A 23,842-nucleotide genomic window follows, 5' to 3' on the forward strand; every position below is an offset into this window, starting at 1 on the left:
ACCTGACAGAAAAGTCATCAGATCCGACATGCACCTGCAGATCCCCCAGGACTCACGTCTCGCCGCCATTGGCTTCGACTATGCCGACGGACACCACGTGCTGCCCCACGATCATCCGCAGGCACAACTGCTCTACGCCGCCAGCGGCATGATGCGGCTGGTGACACACCAGGGCGCCTGGGTCATTCCGCCGACCCGCGCGGTGTGGATTCCGCCGGGTATCCGGCATGAGATCCAGATGTCCGGCGAGGTGCACATGCGCACCCTGTTCATCCGCGCCGAGGCCTGCCCGCAGCACCTGGCCGATTGCTGCGTGCTGGCGGTCACGCCACTGCTGCGGGAGATGATCCTGCGCTGTATCCGCTGGCAGGCACAGCCCGGCGAGCCGGCGTTGCCGCTGCTGGAGCAGTTGATCCTGCTGGAGATCGCCACCCTGGAGCGTCTGCCCCTGGCCCTGCCGCTGCCCGTCGACCGACGCCTGCAGGCGATCTGCAAGGCGTTGCTGAAACATCCCGAACACCCGCACACCCTGGAGGATTGGGGCCAGCAGGTAGGCGCCAGCTCGCGCACCCTGGCGAGATTGTTCCGCCAGGAACTGGGCATGAGCTACCAGGAATGGCGCCAGCAACTGCGCCTGACCGAAGCACTGCCGCGCCTGCTGGCCGGCGAGAGCGTACAGAGCGTCGCCGCCGCGCTCGGCTACACCAGCGGGCGGGCGTTCAGTGCGATGTTCCGAAGGTTGTTGGGGGAGAACCCTCGGGAATACCTGCAGGCATTGGCGCAACTGGCCGAGATCAAGGTCTGACCCCGCAGGAGCGAGCTTGCTCGCGAACGGCCCCGCAGCGGAGAAGGTTCGCGAGCAAGCTCGCTCCTACAAGGGCATGTCCTTGCTCCTATGGGGAATGCTGCACGGCTCCCTCCGTCCGCGATGCCCTTGCTCGTCGTAGGGCGAATAATGCGCAACGTCATCCGCCATGACGGGTAGCGCTTCGCTCCATGCCATCCCGGTCGTCCCGTAGGAGCGAGCTTGCTCGCGAACCCGCTTGACACCCAACCTACCGGCGAATCGCGGAAAGAGCCCGCTCCTGCGAAAGCGTCATCCCACGCCTCAGCGCAGCTCGGTAAACGCCAGCTTGATCCCCAGCCCCACCAGCACCACACCCATCATCCGGTCGAACCAGTGGCCCATCCGGGCGAAGCCGGCGCGCACCCGCTGCTGGCTGAACAGCAGCGCCACCAGGCAGAACCAGGCCGCCGTCGCGCAGGCCAGGTAGACGCCGTAGCCCGCCTGCACCAGCAGCGGCGTGTGTGGGTTGATCACCACGGTGAACAGCGAGAGGAAGAACAGCGTGGCCTTGGGGTTCAGACCATTGGTGACGAAGCCGGCGACATAGGCACCGCGCGCAGTACGGGCGACCGGCGCGACGAGGGTTTCAGCCGCCGCCGGACCGGCCGGACGCGCCCGCAGCGCCTTGATGCCGATGTACAGCAGGTAGGCCGCCGCCAGCCATTTCAGCGCGTTGAACAACACGATGGACTGCGACACGATCAGGCCGATGCCCAGCAGCGAATAGGTGACGTGCAGGAAGATCGCGCTGCCCACCCCCAGCGCCGTCCAGGTACCGGCGCGCCGGCCGTGGGTCACGCTCTCGCGCACCACCACGGCGAAATCCGGGCCGGGGCTGGCCACCGCCAGCAGGTGGATCAATGCCACGGTGAGAAATTCCGTCCAGTACATCGCGCCTCCGCAGCCTTTTCGAAAAACAGTTAGGCTGATCACCTTACGCCAGACCGATTTCCCGCAACAGCCCGACATTCCGCAAAGGTACAACCCCCATGAACAGCGCTCGCGCCGTCTTCCTCGATCACGCCTCCCTCGACCTCGGCGACCTCGACCTCGCGCCGCTGCGCGCCCGGTTCGGCGAACTGGTCCTGCACGGGCGCAGCGACACGCAGCAGGTGGCCGAGCGCCTGCAGGGCGCGCAGGTGGCGATCAGCAACAAGGTACGCATCGGCACCGAGGTATTCGAGCAGTGCCCGGACCTCGAGCTGATCCTGGTGGCCGCCACCGGCACCAACAACGTCGACCTCGAAGCCGCGCGGCGCCACGGCGTGACGGTGAGCAACTGCCAGGGTTACGGCACCCCGTCGGTGGCCCAGCACACCCTGATGCTGCTGCTCGCCCTGGCCACCCGCCTGCCGGACTACCAGGCGGCGATCCGCGAGGGTCGCTGGCAGAAGGCGCCACAGTTCTGCCTGCTGGACTTCCCCATCGTCGAGCTGGAAGGCAAGACCCTCGGCCTGCTCGGCCACGGCGAACTGGGCGGCGCGGTGGCGAAGCTGGCCGAAGCCTTCGGCATGCGCGTGCTGCTCGGCGCGCTGCCCGGCCGACCGCCGCGAGCCGACCGCCTGGCGCTGGACGAGCTGCTGCCGCAGGTCGACGCCCTGACCTTGCACTGCCCGCTGACCGAGGCCACGCGCCACCTGATCGGCCAGCGCGAGCTGGACCTGATGAAACCCACGGCCTTCCTGATCAACACCGCCCGTGGCGGGCTGGTGAACGAGCAGGCGCTGGCCGACACCCTGCGCCGCGGCCACCTGGGCGGCGCCGCCTTCGATGTGCTCAGCGTCGAGCCACCGAAGGACGGCAACCCGCTGCTGGCCGGCGACCTCCCGCGTTTCATCCTCACCCCGCACAGCGCCTGGGGCAGCCGCGAGGCACGGCAGCGCATCGTCGGCCAGTTGAGCGAGAACGCCGCCGGCTTCTTCGCCGGCCAGCCGCGCCGGGTGGTGGCGCCATGAGCCTGCATCTGGTCTGCGGCGACGGCGCCGCCGAAGCACTGCGCCGCGCGGTGGAAGCCGGCGTGCTGGTGGAGAAGAAAATCCGCGTGATGCCGGACGACCTGGCCGTCGGCCCGCTGGGCGACGTGGACACGCCACCCTGCCAGCAACGCGCGGCGTTCTGGCACGAGTTGGGTGGCGAGGTCCTGCGCGAACGGGAAATCGCCATCGAGCTGGCCAGCGACGTCAACTGGCTGCGCAGCCCCGACGCCAGCTCCGTCACCCTCTGGCACGGCGACAGCGCCAGCGAACAACTGCTGCTGCGCCGCGTCTGCGCGCTACTGCCGGAACGCGTCTCCCTGCGCAGCGTTGGCGCCGGCAGCGGCCAGTGCCGCTGCGAGGACCGCCACGCCATCGCCATGCTCAAACCCGAGGAACTGGCCAACGCCCTGGCCGCCAGCCACGAACTGGACGCCGCCGAGCGCCAGCGCCTGGGCGAAGACTGGCGGCGCGCCCTGGCCGAGAACGCCGAACTGCGCCTGTGGCTGGACGGCCAGTTGAGCGGCGCCGGCTACACGCACATCGACCATGTCCTGCTGGACAGCGCCAGCGAATCCTGGCGCCCGGCGCAATCGCTGATCGGCCCGACGATGGCCTATGTCGACGGCCTGTTCGTCACCGACCTGCTGGCCGCCTGGCGCCTGCGCGAACAGGTCGCGGCGGGCGCCCTGGAACTGCGTGGCGACGACCTCTGGAACAACGCCGAGGTGCGGCTCGCCTAGGCTCGGCCACTGGAGCCCTGCTAAACTCGCGCCCTTTTTTCGAGGAGGCCGCATGTCCAACGCCCCCACCAGCGAAGTGCTGCTGCGCCAGATCGAGCGCTTCCAGGGCCGCGTCCTGCTCGCCGGCCTGCCCGCCGACGCCCTGCTCGGCGACCTGCCACAGGCCCAGGGCTGGAGCTGGCACGCAGGCGACGCCCGGCAGCTCGAAGCCCGCTATCCGGGCCGCTGCCATTTCGGCGTGACGCCGCCGGAAGGCGCGTTCGAGGCCGCCGTGCTGTTCCTGCCCAAATCCCGCGAACTCACCGATTACCTGTTCGCCGCCCTGGCCCACTGCGTGCCGGACGGCGAGCTGTACCTGGTCGGCGAGAAACGCGCCGGCGTCGAGCGCGCCAGCAAGCAGCTCGCCGTCTTCGGCCGCGCCAGCAAGCTCGACAGCGCCCGCCACAGCCAGCTGTGGCATGCCCACATCGACGGCGCCCCCGGCGCGCCCGACCTGCACACCCTGGCGCAACGCTACGAACTGCCGCTGGCCGACGGCCCGCTGCAGGTGGTCACCCTGCCCGGCGTGTTCAGCCACGGCCGCCTGGATCGCGGCAGCGCCCTGCTGCTGGAACAACTGGACGGCCTGCCCACCGGCCAGGTGCTGGACTTCGGCTGCGGCGCCGGCGTCATCGGCGCCATCCTCAAGCGGCGCTACCCGGCCAGCCAACTGGCCCTGCTGGACGTCGACGCCTTCGCCCTCGAAAGCAGCCGCCTGACCCTGGCCGCCAATGGCCTGGACGGCGAGGTGATCGCCGGCGACGGTATCGACGCGGCCCCTGCCGGGCTTGCCGCGATCGTCAGCAACCCGCCCTTCCACCAGGGCGTGCATACCAGCTACGCCGCCACCGAACACCTGCTGCGCCAGTCCGAACGCCATCTGGCGCTCGGCGGCGAATTACGTCTGGTGGCCAACAGCTTCCTGAAATACCCACCGCTGATCGAGCAGCACCTCGGTCCCTGTCAGATCCTGGCTGAGGCCGACGGCTTCCGCATTTACAGCGCCCGGCGGCGCTGATCGAAGGCTCGCACTACACTGCACCGAGCCAATGGAACGGTGCGCCGCCGCACGCCCAGACTATCGAGGACACCTGTGAATCGAAGAATCAAAGACGATGTCGAACTGACGTTCGCCATGGGGCCGAAAGAGAAGCCGCATCACCTCAAGCGCTCCCTCAAGCCCCGACACCTGAATATGATCGCCATCGGCGGCTCCATCGGTACCGGCCTGTTCGTTGCTTCCGGCAGCACCATTGCCACCGCGGGCCCCGGCGGCGCCCTGATGGCCTACGCGCTGATCGGCCTGATGGTGTTCTTCCTCATGACCAGCCTGGGCGAGCTGGCGGCGTACATTCCCGATTCCGGCTCGTTCTGCACCTATGGCAGCCGCTTCATCGACGATGGCTTCGGCTTCGCGATGGGCTGGAACTACTGGTACAACTGGGCGGTGACCATCGCCGCGGAACTGGTGGCCGCGCAGCTGGTGATGAAATTCTGGTTCCCCGACGTGCCCGGTATCTACTGGAGCGTGGTGTTCCTGGGCGTCATGTTCATGCTGAATTTCTTCTCGGTGAAAGGCTTCGGCGAGAGCGAGTTCTGGTTCGCGCTGATCAAGGTGGTGGCCGTGGTGATCTTCATCGGCATTGGCCTGGCAAGCATCATCGGCATCATGCACGGCATCGACAGCCCCGGATTCAGCAACTTCACCACCGGTGACGCGCCCTTCGCCGGCGGCCTGCAGGCAATGATCGGGGTGGCGATGATCGCCGGCTTCTCCTTCCAGGGCACCGAGCTGATCGGCGTCGCCGCGGGCGAGTCGGAGAACCCGCAGAAATCCATTCCCATCGCCATCCGCCAGGTGTTCTGGCGAATCCTGATGTTCTACATCCTGTCGATCTTCGTGATCGGCATGCTGATCCCCTACACCGATCCGAACCTGCTCAAGACCGACAGCAGCGACATCAGCACCTCGCCCTTCACCCTGCTGTTCGAGCGCGCGGGCCTGGCCGCCGCGGCGGGCGTGATGAACGCGGTAATCCTCTCGGCGATCCTCTCGGCCGGCAACTCGGGCATGTACGCCTCGACCCGGATGCTCTACACCATGGCCCTGCACGGCAAGGCGCCACGGGTATTCAACCAGGTGTCCGTCAGCGGGGTGCCGCGCTACGCGTTGCTGGCCACCACCTTCGTCGGCGCGCTGTGCTTCCTCACCAGCTTCATCGGCGACAAGACCGTCTACACCTGGCTGCTCAACGCCTCGGGCATGTGCGGCTTCATCGTCTGGCTGGGCATCGCCGTGTCGCACTACCGCTTCCGCAAGGCCTTCGTCCTGCAGGGCGGCGACTTGAACAGCCTGCCCTACCGCGCCAAATGGTTCCCCTTCGGTCCGCTGTTCGCCTTCACCCTCTGCCTGATCATCACCCTGGGACAGAACTACCAGGCGTTCGTCGGCGAGCACGTGGACTGGGCCGGGCTGGTCGCCACCTACATCACCATCCCGCTGTTCCTCACGATCTGGCTGGGCTACCGCTTCAAGAACGGCACGCGTTTCATCCGCTACGAAGACATGGATATCCGCTCCAGCCGCGAATGATCCGACATGCCGGCTTGCCCAAGTCCCAGGACTTGGGCAGAATGCGCCCCGTCCTAGGGGAGTAGTCTCCCGCGAGCGCCCAGCTCGCCCGGTACGCGTCAACACACTTGGTCCGCAGATCATGGCGCGTGCGACCCAAGCCTGCATCGTTCAGGCCCGGGTTTGACAAGACCTATGACACGAGCAACCTGACCCGGGGCGGGCAGGTGGCGCGTGTCATGGTGCTGAGTCGACCCGCCCCCTTAGGAAGCCTGATGGAATCCCTCTTCGTCCCAACCCTGATCGTTGCCCTCGCGGAAATCGGCGACAAGACGCAACTGCTCGCGCTCGTCCTCGCCGCGCGTTTCCGCAAGCCCTGGCCGATCATCGCCGGGATCATCGCCGCCACCCTGGCCAACCACTTCGCCGCCGGCGCCATCGGCAGCTGGGTTGCCAGCTTCTTCTCGGAAACCACGCTGAGCTGGGTGCTGGCCGTGTCCTTCCTGGCGGTCGCCGCCTGGACCCTGATCCCGGACAAACTGGATGACGACGAAGAGGGCGCGCTGAAGAAATTCGGTCCGTTCCTCACCACCCTGATCGCCTTCTTCCTTGCCGAGATGGGCGACAAGACCCAGGTCGCCACCGTGATGCTGGCCGCGCAGTACCCGCACTTCTGGCTGGTGGTCATCGGCACCACGCTGGGCATGCTGATCGCCAACGTGCCGGTGGTACTGGCCGGCAACTTCGCCGCCGAACGCCTGCCGCTGAACCTGATCCGCCGCCTGGCCGCCGCCGCCTTCGCCGTCCTCGGCCTGGCCGCCGTGTGGCATGCGCTGAAGCTTGGCGGAGTGTTCTAACCCGAGCCCCCGCTGGGATCTGGCGCGCCGGCCAATGCCCGTGCACGGCATCCGGGACACAGTGGTGCGCCATCGTCCCAGCACCCAGGAAGCGCCATGTCGGAGAAGGATCTCAAGAAGCTCGCCCGCCAGCACATCGACCTCACGTGGAACAAGGGTCACCTGGCGCTGGCCGAGCAGTTGCACAGTCCGGACTTCATCTACAAGAGCGCCTTCACCGCGCAGCCGCTGAACAACGCCGGCTACCGCCGGCTGGTGGAGGAGATCCGCTCGGCCATGCCGGACCTGGAAGTGGTGGTGGAGGAATGCATCCGCGAAGGCAGCAAGGTATTCACCTGGAGCACTTTGCTGGGCAGCATCTCCCGCCCCGCCTTCGGTTATCCGGCCAGCGAGAAGATCCTCAGCCTGTCGGCGATGGGCTTCTGGGTATTCAGCAGTACCGGGGAAATCCTCGAGCTGTGCACCATGTTCGACATGGAGAGCTTCCGCGCGCAGATGGGGCTGCAGAACCGTCCCTTTGCCGAGAAGGCACTGCCCTGACATGAAAACGCCCGGCATTTGCCGGGCTTTTGCATTTGCGCTGTCGTAGGGAGCGAGCTTGCTCGCGAACAGAGGCCGCTCGGTGCCGTGCGGTTCGCGAGCAAGCTCGCTCCTACGGGGCGTTACAGATAGTCGTTGGCATGGAACCAGGCGATCGCCCGTTCCAGCGTGTCCTCCAGCGGTACCTGGGCCTCGAAGCGCAGTTCTTCGCGCGCCTTGCGCCCATCGAGGAACTGCCCGCCGGCCATTACCTCGATCGCCGTATCATCCAGCAGCGGCATCTTGCCGGTCAGTCGGTAACGCCAGCGCCCGAGGGTCGCCAGGGCCCGTGCCCGGTGCAACGGCATCGGCGTGGGTGCCGGCTTGCCGAGCAGGCGGGCGACGGTGGCAGTCAGCTCGCCCATCTCGATGTTGTGCCCGGTGAGCAGGTAACGCTCGCCAACCCGGCCGTGCTCCAGCGCCAGCAGCAGGCCACGACCGGCCTCGGCGGCGTCGATGACGTTGCGCCGGCCCGGCACGTAGTGAAGCATCTCGTCATGTCCGATGGCGGTGATCAGGCGCCCGGTGGTGGGGCCGATGTCGAGTTCGCCCAACACCATGCCGGGAATCCCGATCACCACGGGCAAGCCGCCACGCGCCTGCTCGCGGGCCTGCTCGTCGAGCGCCCACTTGCACATCACGTAGGCGCTCTTGCCGGTGGGCAGTCCTTCGTAGAACAGCCCCTCGTGCCCCGGCAGCCCCTGCGGGTGAGGCGGCATGGCGAAGGCCGAACCGACGTAGAGGATGCGCGGCACCTTCGCCTGCAGGCAGGCCGCGTAGAAATGATTGGTCTGGTCCAGGGCGCTGGCCACTTCCTCCTGCCAGCGACGCGGCCGCACCGGGTAGTAGCCGGCGCTGAAGATCACTGCGTCCAGGCCACTCAGCGCGCGGGCCATGCCCTGGTGATCGAAGAGTTCGGCCACCCGGTACTCCGGCTCGAGATAAGCCAGGCGCTGGATCTGTGACGACGGCCGGTGGATCAGCACCAGCTGGTGTCCCGCGGCCTTGATGGCCCGGGCGGCATGATGGCCCAGGAGCCCTGTGGCTCCGAGTACAGCAATTTTCACGGGCGCTCCCTGTTCACGTTGCACAGCGGCGCTACCACGCGCCGCGCCTGGCGGGCCACTCAGCGGCCTTTGGCTTGCTCGTACAGTGGCATCACCTTCGGAATGGCTGCCTGCAGGTTGGCCATCCGGGTGCTGTCGGCCGGGTGGGTACTGAGGATTTCCGGCGGCGCGTCGCCACCGGCCGCCTGCCCCATCTTCTGCCACAGCGTCATTGCGGCGTTGGGGTTATAGCCGGCGCGAGCGGCCAGTTCCAGGCCGATCAGGTCGGCTTCGTTCTCGTTCTGCCGGCTGTTGGGCAGGGTCAGGCTGTATTCGACGACCTGGTGGGCCAGGTCGACGCTGCCCTGGCCCAGGCCCAGCAAGGCACCGCCGATACCCAGGCCCATCTGCTCGGCATAGGCGCGGGACATGGCCTCGCGGCCATGCTCGCGCAGGGCGTGGGCGATCTCGTGGCCCATCACCGCGGCGAGCTCGTCATCGGTCAGCTTCAGCTTATCGATCAGCCCGGTGTAGACGATGATCTTGCCACCGGGGCCGCAGTTGGCGTTGAGCTCGTCACTCTTGATCACGTTGACTTCCCACTGCCAGGACGGCGCATCCGGCCGGAAGGCCCCGGTCTGCGGAATCAGTCGGCTGGCGATGGCCTTCACGCGCTTGGCATCGCTGCTGCTGGCGTCCAGCTTGCCGGCCTTCGACGCTTCGCCGAGGGTCTGCTGGTAGGACTGGGCGTACATCTGGTCAACCTGCGCGCTGGACAGCATGCTGAACATATTCTGCTTGCGATCGACGCCGACGACGCCGCCGCTGGTGGTGTTCACCTGCTGGCAAGCGCTCAGCAGCAGGGCCGCGGCCAGGCCGGCGACACGGAAAAGACTGGGCATGCTGTTCTCCTGAAACCGTGCAATCTCCCAAGGACAGCGCGCATGGTAGGCCGGCCCCCGGTGGCCGGCAACCACCCTGCAACAGGCGGTGCATACCCGCGTTACAACCCATTACAACGCCCGGCTAAGGAATCCGCCCGGTCCTGCCGATAAGAAGGGACACGCAGGCTCTGGAGCACTCGGGTACCCGTATGAAATTCAAGTCGATCCAGTTTTCCGTGGTGGCGCTGGCCGGAGCCAGTGTCCTGGCGGTGGTCGCGGCCCTGGTGCTGTACGCGCTGTTCGCCGGGGCCCGGACCCAGACCCTGGTGCAGGAGCGCACCCAGGCGCTGCTCGAACAGGTGATCAACGAACGCCTGGAGGCCCTGGCGCGCGGCCAGGTCAGCCAGATCCAGCGCGAACTGGAGTACCCGCTGACCGTCGCCAAGGGCCTGGCCAACACCAACGCCCTGATGGGCAAGGTCGACGCCAGCGGCGCCCCGGCGCTGGGCATCGGCCGCGCGGAGATGTCCGGCCTGCTGCGCCAGACCGTGGAGCAGAATCCCAAGCTGCTCGACGCCTTCGCCGGCTGGGAGCCCGATGCCTTCGCCGGCAACGACAGCGAGCATGCCGGCCAGCCGGGCTACGACGCCAGCGGCCGCTTCATGCCCTGGTGGTACCGCAAGAGCGACGGCAGCCTGACCGTCGAGGCGATGGGCGACACCCTGGAAAGCCAGAAGATGCAGCCCACCGGCGTCCGCGAGGGCGAGTACTACCTGTGCCCGAAGGAGAAGCGCCAGCCCTGCATCATCGATCCGGCCCCCTACGAAATGGGCGGCAGGATGGTGCTGATGTCATCCTTCAACGCACCGATCCTGGTCGATGGCCAGTTCAAGGGGGCGGTGGGCGTCGACCTGTCGCTGGACTTCATCCAGACCCTGCTCAAGAACGCCGACAGCCACCTCTACGACGGCGCCGGGGAGATGGCACTGATTTCCAGCAACGGACGCCTGGTCGCCTACACCCGGGACGCCGGCAAGCTCGGCGAACCGGCCAGCAGCGTGCTGGACGCCGATGTCCTCGCCCAGTTGTCCAGGCTCCCCCTGGACCAACCGCTGTCGCGGCTCGATGCGCAACACGGCCAGATTGAACTCTTCCTGCCGTTCACCATCGCCGATACCGGCGCGCGCTGGACGCTGGTCATGCAACTGCCGCAGGAGGCCGTGCTGGGCGATCTGAACACGCTGCAGGCGGACCTGAAGTCCCAGCGCGACGGCGACACCCTCGGCATGACCCTGGTGGGTCTGCTGATCGCCGCCATCGGCCTGGCGGTGATCTGGCTGGTCGGCCACGGCATTGCCCGCCCGCTGCGCCAACTGGTCGGCATGCTCGACGACATCGCCCAGGGCGAAGGCGACCTGACCTGCCGCCTGTCCAGCGACCGCGCCGACGAGCTGGGCTCCATCGCCCAGGGCTTCAACACTTTCCTCGGCAAGCTGCAGGGCATGATCGGCCAGGTGGTGTCCTCGGTGCAGCGCGTCAGCGATTCCTCCGAGCACACCGCCGACATCGCCATCCGCACCAACCAGGGTGTGCAGCAACAACTGGCGGAAATCGAACTGGTGGCCACCGCCGTCCACGAAATGACCGCCACCGCCCAGGACGTGGCGCGCAACGCCACCCATGCGGCGGAAGCGGCCCACCACGCCGACCAGGCCGCGCATCACGGCAAACGCATCGTCGAGAGCAGCTCGACGGCGATCCAGGCGCTGGCCAGCGAGATCGGCCGCGCGGTGGGCGTGGTCCAGACCCTGGCCCGCGACAGCGAGAACATCAATGCGATCCTGGTAGCCATCCGCGGCATCGCCGAGCAGACCAACCTGCTGGCGCTCAACGCCGCCATCGAAGCGGCCCGCGCCGGCGAACAGGGACGCGGCTTCGCGGTGGTCGCCGACGAGGTGCGCAACCTGGCGCAGAAGACCCAGCAGGCCACCGAGGAAATCCAGTCGATGATCCAGCAGTTGCAGCATGGCACCCGTGAAGTGGTGCAGGTGATGCAGCAGAGCCAGGAGAAGACCGACGACAGCGTGCGCCACGCCAGCGAGGCGGCCCAGGCGCTGGAGTCGATCACCCAGGCGGTGTCGGTGATCAACGACATGAACACCCAGATCGCCAGCGCCGCCGAGGAACAGAGCGCGGTGGCCGAGGACATCAACCGCAACGTCAGCAACATCGGCATGGTCGCCAACCAGGTGGCCGGCGGCGCCGACGAGGCCTCCCAGGCCAGCGCCGAACTGACCAAGCTGGCCGAGCAGCAGCGCCGGTTGGTGAATCAGTTCAAGGTATAAAACGAACGGCACAGGAGCCCTGTAGGAGCGAGCTTGCTCGCGAACCGCCCCGCTGCGGAACCTCCGCTCACCCCAACCCTCTCACTCAGGGAGAGGGGCCGTCCGTGCCGGCGGACGCCAAGGTCTCATCCTGCACCTGCTCCTCTGGGTGCGGAAAACCTCAGACACCGCGCATCAAGCGGGCGTCAGGCACTCCGGCCCGTTGCAGGCCGGGTCGTTGACGAAGTGCGCCAGCGCCTGCTCGCGCAGCCGCGCCTGGGGTAATTGCAGCAACTCCCGCAGCCGCGCAGCGTCGGTCTCGTTCGACAGCCACTGGGCCTGCTCCGCCGCATCGAGGATCAGCGGCCGGCGCATGTCCCCGGCCGCCTGGGTCAGCATCGCCACGCTGTAGTAGGTGTGGCCTTCCACCGGGTACGCCTCCCACACTCCCGCGAAGCAGATCAACCCGCCACCGGAGATCCAGTGCGGCCGCTTGCGCACGCCGCGCCACTCGTAGAAGCCGTTGGCCGGCAGCAGGCAGCGGCGCTGGGCGAAAGCATCGCGGAACATCGGCTGCTCGGCGATGGTTTCGGCGCGGGCATGGGCCGGAGTCCGCGACAGGTCCTTCAGCCAGGCCGGCGTCAGGCCCCAGCGCGCCAGGTCGGCGCGACGCGCACCGCCTTCCTCGCGCAGCATCAGCACGCGGGCGCCGGGGGCAAGATTCCACTGTGGCTGCAGGTCGGCCGGGAAGCCGGCGCTCTCGGCCAGCTCGCGGTTCCAGCGAAACAGGGCGTAGCGGCTGGTCATGGGCGAAAAGCGTTCATGGGGAGAAAGACCGGACCCTCAGCAAAGCAGGACGCCGGGGCCAGCTTCGTTGTCGTCGGCGGGCCCCGGCAGGGGTTGCGCGGCATTGTACGCGGCGATCAGTTCCCGCGCCCGTTCGGCCACGTCGTCCTCCACCCACAGGTGCAACAGCCCCATGCCCGGCAGTTCGCCGATGCCACCGACCAGGTGGCGTCCGCCCAGGTGCGACGAAATGCCCTCGTTGGCCAGCATGCCGGCCAACAACTCGGCTTCGATCAGGTCGGCAGGTTCGTAGATTCGCTGCATCAGTCGTCCTCGCGCTGGACTTCCAGGGACCACTCCACACCGTCGGTGCGCAGTTGGAACAGGATCGGCCGGCAACACACCGGACAATCTTCATAGTAGCGCTGGTCGCCCCCGGACAGGTCGAGTACGGCCTCCGCCGGTTCGCCGCAATAGGGACAGGAATAGTCCTGACGTTCGAGCATCGCTGGTTCCCCTGTGACTTCCGTTTATAATCGCGCGGTCTTTCAGGGAGCCCAGTCCGACCCATCGGTCCCCTGGGAACCCTCCGGGCCGTCTACTTCGCGGCCCGGCCCGTGATACCCCTAAAAAATTCATAGAGAGCATGATGGGCGAGTTCGAAGCCATCCGACCGTACAATGACGCCGAAGTCCCGGCCGTCCTGCAACGCCTGCTGAGCGATGACGCCTTTCTCGGCGCGCTGGCGCGTTACCGCTTCCCCCGTCTGTCCGGTCCGTTCGGCTGGCTGCTCAGACCTCTTATAGCCCATCGCCTGGCCCGCGAAGTCACGGGTATTCGCAGCGTCGGTGAGCTGCAGGACAAGGTCGAGCCCTACGTCGACCGGACCATCGAGCACGCCACCGACGGCGTCACCTACTCCGGCGTCGAGCGCCTGAAGCCCGGCTGCGCCTACCTGTTCATCGCTAACCACCGCGACATCGTGATGGACCCGGCCTTCTGCAACTACGCCATCTACCACGCCAAGCTGCCGACCCCGCGCATCGCCATCGGCGACAACCTGCTGCAGAAGCCCTTCGTCAGCGACCTGATGCGCCTGAACAAGAGCTTCATCGTGCACCGCTCGATCAGCGGCCGGCGCGAGAAGCTGGCGACCTACCAGAAGCTCTCGGCCTACATCAATCACTCGATCCGCGACGACGGCCAGTCGATCTGGATCGCCCAGGCCGAAGGCCGTGCCAAGGACGGGGACGACCGCACCGATTCGGCGATCCTCAAGATGTTCCACATGAGCCGCAAGGACGAGCCGTTCGCCGAAGTGATCCGTCAGTTGCACCTGATCCCGGTGTCCATCAGCTACGAATACGACCCCTGCGACGCCGCCAAGGCCCACGAACTGTTCACTCGCGCCACCACCGGCGAGTACAGGAAGGCGCCGGGCGAGGACGACCGCAGCATCGTGCAGGGCATCACCGGCTACAAGGGCCGGGTGCACATCAACTTCGGCGAGGAAATCACCGGGGAGTTCAGCGACACCAAGCAACTGGCGGCCGAACTGGACCGGCAGATCCTCGGCAACTACCGGCTGTTCCCGGTGCACTACCTGGCCTACGAGGCCTCCGCACTGCGCGACCCGGCGCTGCAGGTGCCCACTGCCGCCAGCCTGTTCAAGGGCGAGGAACTGCGCCGCGCCCGCACCGAATGGGAGCGGCGCCTGGGCGAATGCCCCGCCGAGCAGCGCGCGCACCTGATCCTGCAATACGCCAACCCGGTGCTGAACCAGTACCGCCTCAAGCAGGCATGAAAAAGGCGCCCTCGGGCGCCTTTTTCGATTCCAGCTCGTCAGATCCGCGTGCTGTACCAGCTCACCGCCAGTGCCAGCGCCATGCAGGCGAAGCCGAAGCGGTAGAAGAAGCGGTTCATCCGGGCCGTTGGTTCGAAGCTGTCCAGCGGTTGCGGCTGCACCTCGCTCTCGGCGACCAGACGCGCCACGGCCAGGCGCTCGCGGCGGCGGGTGGCCAGCAGCAGCCAGGCGCCTGCCAGGGCAAAGAACATCGCCAGATCGTTGAGGATCCGGTCGGGATGGGCCTGGAACAGATTCCAGAGCGCCTGCAGCGACATCACAACCTCCGCTTCAGGACTGCACGCCAGTTATCGCGAAGGAAAGCCGGGGGTGAGTCTGCTGGATGAACGGGCATCGCCCGTCATGGATGAGAAACAATCGTCGCGCATTTTATCCGCAGGCCGGTCGCCGCAGCCAGCGCGCAACGCTTAATTACGACGAGCGTAAGAGTTATCGAGAATCGGTCTAAGACCTCTCCCACGCCTGGCACGCCACTGGCTTCAACGGTTTTGCCGACCCGGTCCTTCGCTAGGAGATTCGTCATGCTCGAGATCGTCCCCCACGAAAGCGCCTATCTGCTCGAACACCTGGAAGAAATCGAAGCAGTCGTCACCGAACTGTCCTTCAACGTCCAGGACCACCATTGGCTGGTCTATACCCAGGCCTGCGGCCACGAGCACCTGGACCTGCCGGAAACCGACGAGCGCATGCGCTCGTTCGAGGTCGACCCGTACCACCAGGCCGCCTGACCGCAGTATTCAGCCGCCCATGAAAAAGCCCGGCATCGGCCGTAATGCTGTTCACTTAAGCGGAGCAGCCTTGCAATCCACTGGGTAGCGGGACTTGGAGATCTTCACCGTCCTTGGTCTTGAGGGCCTTGGACGGTGATCCAGAAACAGTCCTCCGAGTCCCGATCTCAGCTCCGAGAGGCGCCTGCCTGTTGCCGAAATCGGGTTGGCCGCCGCCATCACGATCAATTGCACGGCGATATAGTGGGCCACCGGCTTGAAACGTATGTCGCTTGGGGAACGGCCAAAGGCCACCGCAGCCTGACTGGCCTCACGGCGGATGATGTTGTAGGCCAGCAACACTCCCCAGACCTCTTGATAGACCAGTTCCTTGACCTTGCTGCGCAGGGTCATTGCATTCTGCTGTAAGGAGCTTTTGATATCCCGGAAGCCCAGCTCGATCTCCCAGCGTTCCTGGTACAGCTTCACCACGGCTTTGGCGTTATGGATATCCGCCGGCAGTGAGGTCAAAAGGGTTTTTACCTTGCCCCCTACTTCGTAGCTGACCTCACGCACCTCCCAGTGCGTTGGCAGGTCCGGATTGCGCTTGCGTGCCGGGGTCGACACCTTCATGCGCAGCAGGCGATCCCCTTTGCCGTAACGCGTCACCTCCTCGCTGACCAGGGCCTTGCGTGCCGGAATCAACCAATGACGGTTGTCACCGCCCTTGGCCAGCCCCAGTAGCAAGTCAGCACTCCAAAATCCCTTGTCGAACAGCGTCACCGAGTGATCGGGAACCTGCTGCAGGAATGTATCGGCCAAGCGCATTTCGCTACGGCGGTAGGGACTCAGCTGGGCATCCAGGATCAGGTGCGAGCGCACATTCATCAGGGCTGCAAGCCGCAGCATGGGGAATGGTGTCTGGCGGTCGGTGGAGGTATTGCCAGAGCCGAAATGCTCCCGGAGTTCGGGGGTGTCTGGGGTGCGCAGCAGTGCGCCATCCACGGCCAACACCTGCAAGCCCTGCCAGGTATCGCCGTCGTAGCGCTCGCGGCCCCATTGGTGACCCGTCTGGCGAAACAGCCACTCAACCGGATCGGCACCCAACCGTTTGCGCGCCTCGGTGACGCCACTTCTGGCCAGAAGGTCGTAGGAGGCCAGCCCCTGGGCGCAGATGTTCAGACGCCTTGCCACTTCATGGACCGGTTCGTCGCGGAACAACGCCATCCCCAGCACCAGCCAGAGCACCTGGTCGCTGGGCAGGCGGCGCCGCCGGATGGTCGCCTGGGCGGAAAGGTCCAGCGCGGACGCCACCCACTCGACCGGAATGTTCTGGGTGAAGGTGCTCAAATCGGAGAAGTTGAACAACTCGCCTAGGTCGAGCAGTTGCTGTTGGAAAGACATAAAAAATCCGATGCCAGAAGTCTGGCATCGGATTTTCAGGGAGCCGCGACAACAGCTCAAATGCTTAAGTGAACAGCATTACGGCATCGGCCGGGCTTTTTCATGTCCGTGCGGCGATCAGCGCTGGTTCAGCGTCTGGCCAATGGTCGGGTCCTTGAACACACGGTTCAGCGCATCGCTGAGCACGTCGCTCACCAGCTTGGTGTTGGTCGCCTGGTTGGGCGCCATGCCGAAGCGCTGGTTCATCGACGCGCCGTAGCGGCCGCTGTAACGACGCGCGCTGCTCTGCACGTCGACGCGGAAGGTGGCGCCGATGTCGGCCTCGGTGACATACACGCCTTCCTTGGGCGACTGGTACTTCAGCTCGGCCAGGGTCAGGGTCAGCTGCGGCGCGTTGTAGGCGTTGGCCGACGGGGTGAAGCCCAGCAGGCGCACGGCGGTCTCAGCCTGCAGCTGCAGCTTGGGGATCACGTCCTCGCTGCGCACGGTCAACTGGCTGGTTTCCGAATACAGGCCACCGCGGGTACCCAGCGACGTGCTGGGACGACCGTCGACGACCTTGACCACCACCGGCTGGCCCTGGCCAACGGCGGCGATGGGGCCCTTGAACACCGGGTCCGGGTTGAGTTGTTGCGGGCTGAGCGCACAGCCGGTCAGGGTCAGGCTGGCAGCAGCGATAACGCTGAGCAACAAGCGTTGCAGCATGCTCATTTCTCCAATGGGGTGGGCGATGGCCGGCAGTATACCGGCCGTCGGCGCGGGCAGATAGCGCCTGGCCATTGGACGCAGAACCCGTTCCCTGGGTTCCCTGAACGGCGCGGCTACATGTCGTATTGACCCGCCTTGGGGCAAGGCGCTCCAAGGCGGTGCGAAAAATGTAAATCAAGAGGTATGCCCTAGGAAAAAAGTCTAAGGCGCAGGGCTTTTTTTTTGTTTCACCGTTATAATCGCCCCCCGATTATAAGGACGCCTCCTGGTCGGGCCCCGCACGATGCCGACACACCGTGTCTCGCCTCTGCCTCCCCTCAAAGAGAGTCGCCACTCGCCTCGGTCACTGGCCGTCGCGTTTTACGTTCGTTGCGCAGAACTTGGCAAGGATGCAGCCGCCCCCTCCGTACGGAGACCGGATCGGCCCGCGACGACGATCCCCTTTGAGCTTCACGCCTCCAAAAGAGCGTGATCGAAGGTTTTTCACTACTTCACGAGAGTGTGGCGAGCAATGAAGAGTTTTGCGTTGGTAGCACCATTGACGTCTGACCCCGCAGCACTGAATCGCTTTTTCGGCACCGGAAGCCGCGCATAAGCGCCCACCCGGATGCACTTGCGGATGCCTGATTTCCGCCGTGGACTGCCGAGAAGGTGCGCATTTCCCCTCCTCCGATCCCGGCCCGTGGCATTCGCGGATGGTCGCATGCGACCTGAGAAGAATTCGGACAGGCGGCTTTACCGCGATGAGCGCGAAGCCCCTGTTACAACTGGCTGCTGATAGTTTTCTGGAGACGCGTTAATGGCGCAGAACGAAATCGAATCGATGGACGTGCTGCTGGTCGGCGCCGGCATCATGAGCGCAACCCTGGCTGTCCTGCTCAAGGAAGTCGATCCGAGCGTGAAGCTCGAGATCGTCGAACTGCAGGAATCCGGAGCCATCGAGAGTTCCAACCCGTGGAACAACGCCGGTACCGGTCACGCCGGCCTCTGCGAGCTGAACTACACCCCGCAGGCGGCCGACGGCTCGATCGACATCAAGAAGGCGGTGAACATCAACGCCCAGTTCGAGGTGTCCAAGCAGTTCTGGGCCTACCTGACCGGGATGGATGCCTTCGGTTCGCCGCGTAACTTCATCAACCCCGTTCCGCACATGAGCTTCGTGCGTGGCAAGGACATTCCTTTCCTGAAGAAGCGCCATGAGATGCTCAGCCAGCACCACGCCTTCTCCTCGATGGAATACACCGAGGACCGCGCGAAGATCGCCGACTGGGCCCCGCTGACCATGCCCGGCCGTCCGGCCGACGAGCAGGTCGCCATGACCCGAGTGGAAAGCGGCACCGACGTCAACTTCGGCGCACTGACCAACCAGTTGCTGAGCTACCTGGCCAGCCGCGAAGGCAGCGAAGTCCGTTATTTCCAGAAAGTCGTGGGCCTTGAGCGCATCGCTGACGGCTGGCTGGTGGACATCAAGAACACCCAGACCGGCGAAGCGCGCAAGGTCAAGGCGAAGTTCGTCTTCCTCGGCGCCGGCGGCGGCGCGCTGCCGCTGCTGCAGATGTCCGGCATCCCGGAAAGCAAGGGCTTCGGTGGCTTCCCGGTGAGCGGCCAGTGGCTGCGTTGCGATAACCCGGAAGTGGTCAAGCAGCACCAGGCCAAGGTCTACAGCCAGGCCGAAGTGGGCGCCCCGCCAATGTCCGTGCCGCACCTGGACACCCGCGTGGTCGACGGCAAGACCTCCCTGCTGTTCGGTCCCTATGCCGGCTTCTCCACCAAGTTCCTGCGCCACGGCTCGTTCCTCGACCTGCCGCTCTCGGTACGCACCAGTAACCTGCTGCCGATGCTCGCCGTGGCCCGCGACAACATGGACCTCACCCGCTACCTGGTGAAGGAAGTCATGCAGTCGATGGACCAGCGTATCGACGCCCTGCGCAAGTTCTACCCGGAACTGAACCCGGCCGACTGGCGCCTGGAAACCGCCGGCCAGCGCGTGCAGATCATCAAAAAGGACGCCAAGAAAGGCGGCATCCTGCAGTTCGGCACCGAACTGGTAGCGTCCCAGGACGGTACCATCGCCGCTCTGCTCGGTGCCTCGCCGGGCGCCTCGGTGACCGTCTCGATCATGCTGGGCCTGCTGGAGCGCTGCTTCCCCGAGCGCTACCAGTCGGCCGAGTGGACCGCGAAGCTCAAGGAGATCTTCCCGGCCCGCGAGAAGCAGCTGGAAACCGACGCCGCGGTGTATCGCGAAGTCAACCAGATGACCGCCGACCGTCTGCAGATCGTCGCCGCGTCCTGAGTGCTGCCCCCATGAAGAAGCCCGCCTCCCGGCGGGCTTTTTCGTTCTCGCTGTCGTTCTAAATACGGGGGTCAGTGGCAACTGACCATCCAGCCGACGCCGAAGCGGTCGGTGAGCATGCCGAAGCGCTGCGCCCAGAAGGTCTTCTCCAGCGGCATCTCCACCCGCCCCTCCTCCGCCAGGGCGGCGAACGCCTGCTCCGCCGCCACCACGCTGCGCAACGCCAGGTGCAGGGAGAACCCATTGAAGGTGGCGTTGTGCTCGCCACGGCCATCTGACAGGAGAATGTCGGTTTCGCCGACCCGCAGGCTGGCGTGCATCACCTTGTCCAGCCAACCGTCCGGCACCGGAGACGGGCCGGGCGCTTCCGCGTAGCGCATCAGAGCGTTGAGCTGGGCGCCCACCGCATGTTGGTAGAAGGCAATGGCCTCATCGGCGTGACCATGAAAAAACAGATAGGGCTGTACTTGCATGGCTTCGTCCTCGCCTGTCGTTATCGTTGTAAGGGGAAGTCTAGGCGGGGAATCGGAGATGGGTTCGCGAGCAAGCTCGCTCCTACGAAAAGCGGATTCCAGAGAAACATCCGCGCACGCCGGAGCGCCCCTTCAGGAGGCCGAGTGGAATCGGAGTTTCAGGGGTTGAGCGGCATGGATGCAGTCGTCTCCCAGGGGGAGAGGAAACCGTTCGGTGCAGGAGAAAATCTCGGTCTCAGCCGGCACGGTCTGCCCCCTCTCCCTGAGGGAGAGGGTTGGGGTGAGGGGGAAGCGCTGGCACAGATCGTCCAGAAGTAGACAGTTGCTCCTATGAAAGCATGCCCCGGGGCACACCCAAACAGAAAGCCCGCACAAGGCGGGCTTTTCAGCGAGTCGACGCAATCAGCCGCGAGCAGCCTTGATCACTTCGATGTAGGGCTCGGCCTGCTGCTGGTCCTGGACCAGGGCGACGAAGTCCTGGCCCTTGGCATCCTTGGCGGACAGGTCGTAACCGGCCTCGACGAAGAAGCCGACGAAACGCTCGAAGTCGTCGACGCGCAGGCCGCGGTAGGCCTTGACCAGCTTGTGCAGGGACGCAGGGGTGTTGTCGGCCGGTTCCACGTCGAGGAACAGCTTGATGGCGCCGTCGCCGATTTCTTCGCCAATCACCTGCTTCTTGTCTTTACGCATCGCTCGCTTCTCTCTACGGCTGTCTCGGGGATCGCGGCCCGCATCGGCTCAGGCCGGGCACCACGCTAGGCGGGAGTTTAACCCCGCGCCAGGGGATGGCTCAACGCGCGCGCACCGCGCCGGTATGCAGGTCGGCCCAGATATGACCGTTGCCGTAGGTGAGGAACTGCACGTAAACGGTGCCGTTACGCAGCAGGTCGAGCAGCCGTGGATAAGCCGCCTGCGGGTAGTACAGGCTGAGCACGCGGGTCTTCTCATCAAAGGCCGGCTTCTTCAGGCTCTTGCCCTCGGCGTCGAAGCTGATGACGACCTGGCTGATCCGCGCGCCCTTGTTCAGGGGCTTGCCCTTGAGGCGCAGCAGCGACGGCGTGGTAATCGGAATCGGCTGCTGGTTGGACTGGCGCTGGTTGCCCAGCACCACACTGTACTCGGTGACCTGCAGCAGTTGCTGCTGCTCCGGCTCGCCCTGGCGCAGGCCGGCGTCGTCCGGTGGCAGGAACTGGCTGTGCATCGGCGCGGCGACAGCAACCCCGGCAAGGCCAAGAGGAAGGCAGAACAGCAGCGCCAGCACGGCGCCCGGCATGCGAACGGACATCATCACCTCCGCGGGACAGGGCCGGGCACTCTAGCACGCGCCCGAAGCGCCACGACAGGAGCTCATGGCAAGCCCGGCGATACATTGATAGCCTTCGAAGCAACACCCCTCAAACATCGAACGACTTCATGCTACATAACGTCTCCGACCTCGACCTGCGCCTGCTGCGCATCTTCGCCTGCGTGGTGCGCTGCGGTGGCTTCTCCGCCGCGCAGGGCGAACTGGGCATGGGCCAGTCGACCATCAGCACGCACATCGCCAGTCTGGAGACGCGTCTGGGCTACCGCCTGTGCGAGCGCGGCAAGAGCGGCTTTCGACTGACCGAGAAAGGCGAGCGGGTGCTGGACTATGCGCAGAACCTGTTCGCCGCGCTGGGCGACTTCCGCGATCAGGTGCAGTCCCTCGCCGGACGCCTGGTCGGCGAGCTGCACCTGGGCCTGGCCGACAACATCGCCACCCTGCCCGAGGCACGCATCCACCAGACGCTGGCGCGCTTCAACCGCCGCGATCAGGACGTGCGCCTGCATTTCCTCATCGAATCCTCCAGCCAGTTGGAGCGCCTGGTACTCAGCGGCCGCCTGCACCTGGCCATCGCCTGCTTCAGCCGGCGCCTGCCGAACCTGCGCTACGAGCCGCTGTACCACGAGCGAGTCGCGGTGTTCTGCGGACGCGAACATCCGTTGTTCAACAAGCCAGTGACAGATGCCGGAGAGCTGGAAACCTGCGACTGGATTCAGCACGGCTATGCGGTGGCCGACGTGCAGTTGCCGGCCGACCCACGGCGCAGCACGGCCTTCGCCCAGCACATGGAGGCGGTGCTCCACGCCGTGCGCGCCGGCACGCACCTGGGCTACCTGCCTACGCACTACGCCGAGCGCTGGGTGGAACAGGGCCAGATGCGCGCTCTGCTGCCGGACAGCCTCAGCTACGGCATCACCCACAGCCTGGTGGTGCGCGACGAGCCGGGGCACAACGAAGCGCTCCAGGCGCTGGTCGAGGACCTGCGCCTGGAGCACGGGGTAACGCCGATTAGCGCGGCGCGGTGATGTGCTTGATGTCGAAGAACGCCGACAGGCCCCACGGCCCCAGCTCGCGGCCGATGCCACTGCGCTTGCCGCCGCCCCAGGAGGTCTGCGGGAATACCACCTGCGGCGAGTTCAGCCAGACGTTGCCGGCTTCCAGATTCTCGGCGACGCGCTGAGCACGCTCGAGATCGGCGCTGCACACGGTGGCGGCCAGGGCGAAGTCGCTGTCGTTGGCCTGACGCAGGGCATCGGCTTCGTCACTGAAGGTCCGCACGCACAGCACCGGGCCGAAGATTTCCTCGCGCCACAGGCGGCTGTCCGCCGCTACATCGGTGTACACGGTCGGCTGGATGAACCAGCCCTCGGCCGCTTCGCCGCCGGTCAGGCAGGCCAGGCCTTCGTCGCGGGCCACCGCGAAATAATCGAGCACCTTGCGGTACTGCGCTTCGCTGGTCATCGGGCCCATGTCGGTTTCGCCCTGCAGCGAATCGCCGACGCGCAGGCCTTCCACCGCAATCTTCAGCTTCGCCAGCAGCGGCGCGGCGATGGATTTCTGCACCAGCAGGCGCGAAGTGGCGGAGCACATCTGCCCGGCGTTCCAGTAGACACCGGCGATGATCCACTGCACGGCCTCGTCCAGGTCGCAGTCCTCGAACACCAGGATCGGCGACTTGCCGCCCAGCTCCAGGCCGACCGGCAGGGTGCGCGCGGCGGCAGCTTCCATGACCTTGCGGCCAACGACGTTGCTACCGGTGAAGGACAGCTTGGCGATGCCCGGATGGCTGCACAGAGCAGCGCCGGCATCGGCGAGGCCAGGCACCAGGTTCAGCACGCCGGCAGGCAGGCCGATAGCGTCGGCGATCTCGCCCAGCACCAGCTCGATCAGCGGAGTGATCTCCGAGGGCTTGAGCACCACGGTGCAGCCCGCCGCCAGGGCTGGCGCGACTTTCCAGGCGCTGGTCACCAGCGGGAAGTTCCACGGCACGATCAGGCCGACCACGCCGATGGGCTCGAAGCGCGTCTGCGAGCGGTAGCCGGCATCCGGCAGGGCCACTTCGGCGTTCTGCCGGGCGTCCAGTTGGTCGGCCAATTCGGCGTAGTAGGCGAAGGTGGCGATGGCGTCGCCGATGTCGATTTCCGCTTCCAGGCGCGGCTTGCCGCTGGCCTGCATCTGCAGGGCGATCAGCGCTTCGCTGCGGGCTTCGAGCTGTTCGGCGAAGGCGCGCAGGTAACCCGCGCGCTGGGCGGCGCCGGTCAGCTTCCAGTCAGCGAAGGCGCGCTTGGCGGCAGCGACGGCGCGCTCCACGTCGGACACACCGGCGCAGGCGACCTCCGGCAGCGCTTCACGGGTGGCGGGAGCGGTCGGACGCAGGACCGCGCCACTGTCGGCGGGCTGCCATTGGCCATCGATATAGAGGAGACGGGACATGCGA

The 23,842-nt window shown here is 66.0% G+C and carries 25 protein-coding genes and 1 riboswitch; of the genes, 12 read left to right on the plus strand and 13 right to left on the minus strand.

Annotated elements, in window-relative coordinates; all coding sequences use genetic code 11:
* Positions 1-28: 28 nt before the first annotated feature.
* The gene (locus H681_RS20160) at positions 29-805 is read left to right on the plus strand and encodes an AraC family transcriptional regulator (RefSeq protein WP_015478742.1); all 777 of its coding nucleotides are present in this window, start codon (positions 29-31) and stop codon (positions 803-805) included.
* A 303-nt stretch (positions 806-1,108) separates the two neighbouring features.
* On the opposite strand, the gene H681_RS20165 is transcribed toward H681_RS20160, so the two are convergent.
* Positions 1,109-1,738: a LysE family translocator gene (locus H681_RS20165; protein WP_015478743.1), complete on the minus strand. Its 630-nt coding sequence runs from the start codon at positions 1,736-1,738 to the stop codon at positions 1,109-1,111.
* Positions 1,739-1,836: 98 nt separating this feature from the next.
* Here H681_RS20165 and H681_RS20170 point away from each other — a divergent pair, with 98 nt between their 5' ends.
* The 6 genes from H681_RS20170 to H681_RS20195 all read left to right on the plus strand — a co-directional run bounded on the left by H681_RS20170 (position 1,837) and on the right by H681_RS20195 (position 7,571).
* The gene (locus H681_RS20170) at positions 1,837-2,802 is read left to right on the plus strand and encodes a 2-hydroxyacid dehydrogenase (protein ID WP_015478744.1); all 966 of its coding nucleotides are present in this window, start codon (positions 1,837-1,839) and stop codon (positions 2,800-2,802) included.
* Entirely contained in the window at positions 2,799-3,563 is a 765-nt protein-coding gene (locus H681_RS20175) for a DUF1835 domain-containing protein (RefSeq protein WP_015478745.1), read from the plus strand. Before H681_RS20170 ends, H681_RS20175 begins: the two co-directional genes overlap by 4 nt.
* 52 nt (positions 3,564-3,615) lie before the next feature.
* Entirely contained in the window at positions 3,616-4,620 is a 1,005-nt protein-coding gene (locus H681_RS20180; protein WP_015478746.1) for a class I SAM-dependent methyltransferase, read from the plus strand.
* Positions 4,621-4,737: 117 nt separating this feature from the next.
* Complete coding sequence (locus tag H681_RS20185; protein ID WP_015478747.1) at positions 4,738-6,195, plus strand: amino acid permease; 1,458 nt, start codon at positions 4,738-4,740, stop codon at positions 6,193-6,195.
* Positions 6,196-6,239: 44 nt separating this feature from the next.
* Positions 6,240-6,371: riboswitch (yybP-ykoY riboswitch) on the plus strand.
* A 78-nt stretch (positions 6,372-6,449) separates the two neighbouring features.
* Positions 6,450-7,031 (plus strand): TMEM165/GDT1 family protein, encoded by a 582-nt coding sequence (locus H681_RS20190; RefSeq protein ID WP_015478748.1) that lies wholly within the window; start codon positions 6,450-6,452, stop codon positions 7,029-7,031.
* A gap of 96 nt (positions 7,032-7,127) precedes the next feature.
* Complete coding sequence (locus tag H681_RS20195; protein ID WP_015478749.1) at positions 7,128-7,571, plus strand: ketosteroid isomerase-related protein; 444 nt, start codon at positions 7,128-7,130, stop codon at positions 7,569-7,571.
* A gap of 122 nt (positions 7,572-7,693) precedes the next feature.
* Here the strand turns inward: H681_RS20195 and H681_RS20200 are convergent, their stop codons facing one another.
* A complete protein-coding gene (locus H681_RS20200) occupies positions 7,694-8,701 on the minus strand; it encodes an NAD-dependent epimerase/dehydratase family protein (RefSeq protein ID WP_086009573.1) in 1,008 nt (335 codons plus the stop codon).
* A gap of 35 nt (positions 8,702-8,736) precedes the next feature.
* A complete protein-coding gene (locus H681_RS20205; RefSeq protein WP_015478751.1) occupies positions 8,737-9,558 on the minus strand; it encodes a M48 family metallopeptidase in 822 nt (273 codons plus the stop codon).
* A 191-nt stretch (positions 9,559-9,749) separates the two neighbouring features.
* Between H681_RS20205 and H681_RS20210 the strand changes: the two genes are divergently transcribed.
* Positions 9,750-11,885 (plus strand): methyl-accepting chemotaxis protein, encoded by a 2,136-nt coding sequence (locus tag H681_RS20210; protein WP_015478752.1) that lies wholly within the window; start codon positions 9,750-9,752, stop codon positions 11,883-11,885.
* 174 nt (positions 11,886-12,059) lie between these two features.
* On the opposite strand, the gene H681_RS20215 is transcribed toward H681_RS20210, so the two are convergent.
* Genes H681_RS20215 through H681_RS20225 form a run of 3 tightly spaced genes read right to left on the minus strand, consistent with a single transcriptional unit; the run spans position 12,060 to position 13,156 of the window.
* Positions 12,060-12,671, minus strand: coding sequence for an SOS response-associated peptidase (locus tag H681_RS20215; RefSeq protein ID WP_015478753.1), 612 nt, complete (start codon positions 12,669-12,671; stop codon positions 12,060-12,062).
* A 36-nt stretch (positions 12,672-12,707) separates the two neighbouring features.
* Positions 12,708-12,974, minus strand: a complete 267-nt coding sequence (locus tag H681_RS20220; protein ID WP_015478754.1) for a putative signal transducing protein — start codon at positions 12,972-12,974, stop codon at positions 12,708-12,710.
* Positions 12,974-13,156, minus strand: coding sequence for a CPXCG motif-containing cysteine-rich protein (locus H681_RS20225; RefSeq protein WP_015478755.1), 183 nt, complete (start codon positions 13,154-13,156; stop codon positions 12,974-12,976). The genes H681_RS20220 and H681_RS20225 overlap by 1 nt, the downstream gene beginning before the upstream one ends.
* 140 nt (positions 13,157-13,296) lie before the next feature.
* Between H681_RS20225 and H681_RS20230 the strand changes: the two genes are divergently transcribed.
* On the plus strand, positions 13,297-14,454 hold the full coding sequence (locus H681_RS20230) for a 1-acyl-sn-glycerol-3-phosphate acyltransferase (protein WP_041712173.1): 1,158 nt from the start codon (positions 13,297-13,299) through the stop codon (positions 14,452-14,454).
* A gap of 38 nt (positions 14,455-14,492) precedes the next feature.
* Here H681_RS20230 and H681_RS20235 read toward each other — a convergent pair whose 3' ends face one another.
* Positions 14,493-14,771: a hypothetical protein gene (locus H681_RS20235; RefSeq protein WP_015478757.1), complete on the minus strand. Its 279-nt coding sequence runs from the start codon at positions 14,769-14,771 to the stop codon at positions 14,493-14,495.
* Positions 14,772-15,035: 264 nt separating this feature from the next.
* Here H681_RS20235 and H681_RS20240 point away from each other — a divergent pair, with 264 nt between their 5' ends.
* Positions 15,036-15,242, plus strand: coding sequence for a hypothetical protein (locus H681_RS20240; RefSeq protein WP_015478758.1), 207 nt, complete (start codon positions 15,036-15,038; stop codon positions 15,240-15,242).
* A gap of 51 nt (positions 15,243-15,293) precedes the next feature.
* On the opposite strand, the gene H681_RS20245 is transcribed toward H681_RS20240, so the two are convergent.
* Both H681_RS20245 and H681_RS20250 read right to left on the minus strand, forming a co-directional pair.
* Positions 15,294-16,625 (minus strand): IS4 family transposase, encoded by a 1,332-nt coding sequence (locus H681_RS20245; protein WP_015475035.1) that lies wholly within the window; start codon positions 16,623-16,625, stop codon positions 15,294-15,296.
* Between the two features lie 117 nt (positions 16,626-16,742).
* Positions 16,743-17,330: a YajG family lipoprotein gene (locus H681_RS20250; RefSeq protein ID WP_015478759.1), complete on the minus strand. Its 588-nt coding sequence runs from the start codon at positions 17,328-17,330 to the stop codon at positions 16,743-16,745.
* An 802-nt stretch (positions 17,331-18,132) separates the two neighbouring features.
* On the opposite strand from H681_RS20250, the gene mqo reads away from it, so the two are divergent.
* Positions 18,133-19,626: a malate dehydrogenase (quinone) gene (gene mqo / locus H681_RS20255; RefSeq protein WP_015478760.1), complete on the plus strand. Its 1,494-nt coding sequence runs from the start codon at positions 18,133-18,135 to the stop codon at positions 19,624-19,626.
* A 71-nt stretch (positions 19,627-19,697) separates the two neighbouring features.
* Here mqo and H681_RS20260 read toward each other — a convergent pair whose 3' ends face one another.
* From H681_RS20260 to H681_RS20270, 3 genes are all read right to left on the minus strand, one after another.
* A complete protein-coding gene (locus H681_RS20260; RefSeq protein WP_015478761.1) occupies positions 19,698-20,099 on the minus strand; it encodes a VOC family protein in 402 nt (133 codons plus the stop codon).
* Positions 20,100-20,501: 402 nt separating this feature from the next.
* Complete coding sequence (locus H681_RS20265) at positions 20,502-20,789, minus strand: PA4642 family protein (RefSeq protein WP_015478762.1); 288 nt, start codon at positions 20,787-20,789, stop codon at positions 20,502-20,504.
* 100 nt (positions 20,790-20,889) lie between these two features.
* Complete coding sequence (locus H681_RS20270) at positions 20,890-21,384, minus strand: hypothetical protein (RefSeq protein WP_015478763.1); 495 nt, start codon at positions 21,382-21,384, stop codon at positions 20,890-20,892.
* A 128-nt stretch (positions 21,385-21,512) separates the two neighbouring features.
* Here H681_RS20270 and H681_RS20275 point away from each other — a divergent pair, with 128 nt between their 5' ends.
* The gene (locus H681_RS20275; RefSeq protein WP_015478764.1) at positions 21,513-22,430 is read left to right on the plus strand and encodes a LysR family transcriptional regulator; all 918 of its coding nucleotides are present in this window, start codon (positions 21,513-21,515) and stop codon (positions 22,428-22,430) included.
* Here H681_RS20275 and H681_RS20280 read toward each other — a convergent pair.
* Positions 22,414-23,838, minus strand: coding sequence for an aldehyde dehydrogenase family protein (locus H681_RS20280; protein ID WP_015478765.1), 1,425 nt, complete (start codon positions 23,836-23,838; stop codon positions 22,414-22,416). The genes H681_RS20275 and H681_RS20280 overlap by 17 nt on opposite strands.
* Positions 23,839-23,842: the final 4 nt, after the last annotated feature.

The sequence above is a fragment of the Pseudomonas sp. ATCC 13867 genome (assembly GCF_000349845.1).
Taxonomy (GTDB): Bacteria; Pseudomonadota; Gammaproteobacteria; order Pseudomonadales; family Pseudomonadaceae; genus Pseudomonas.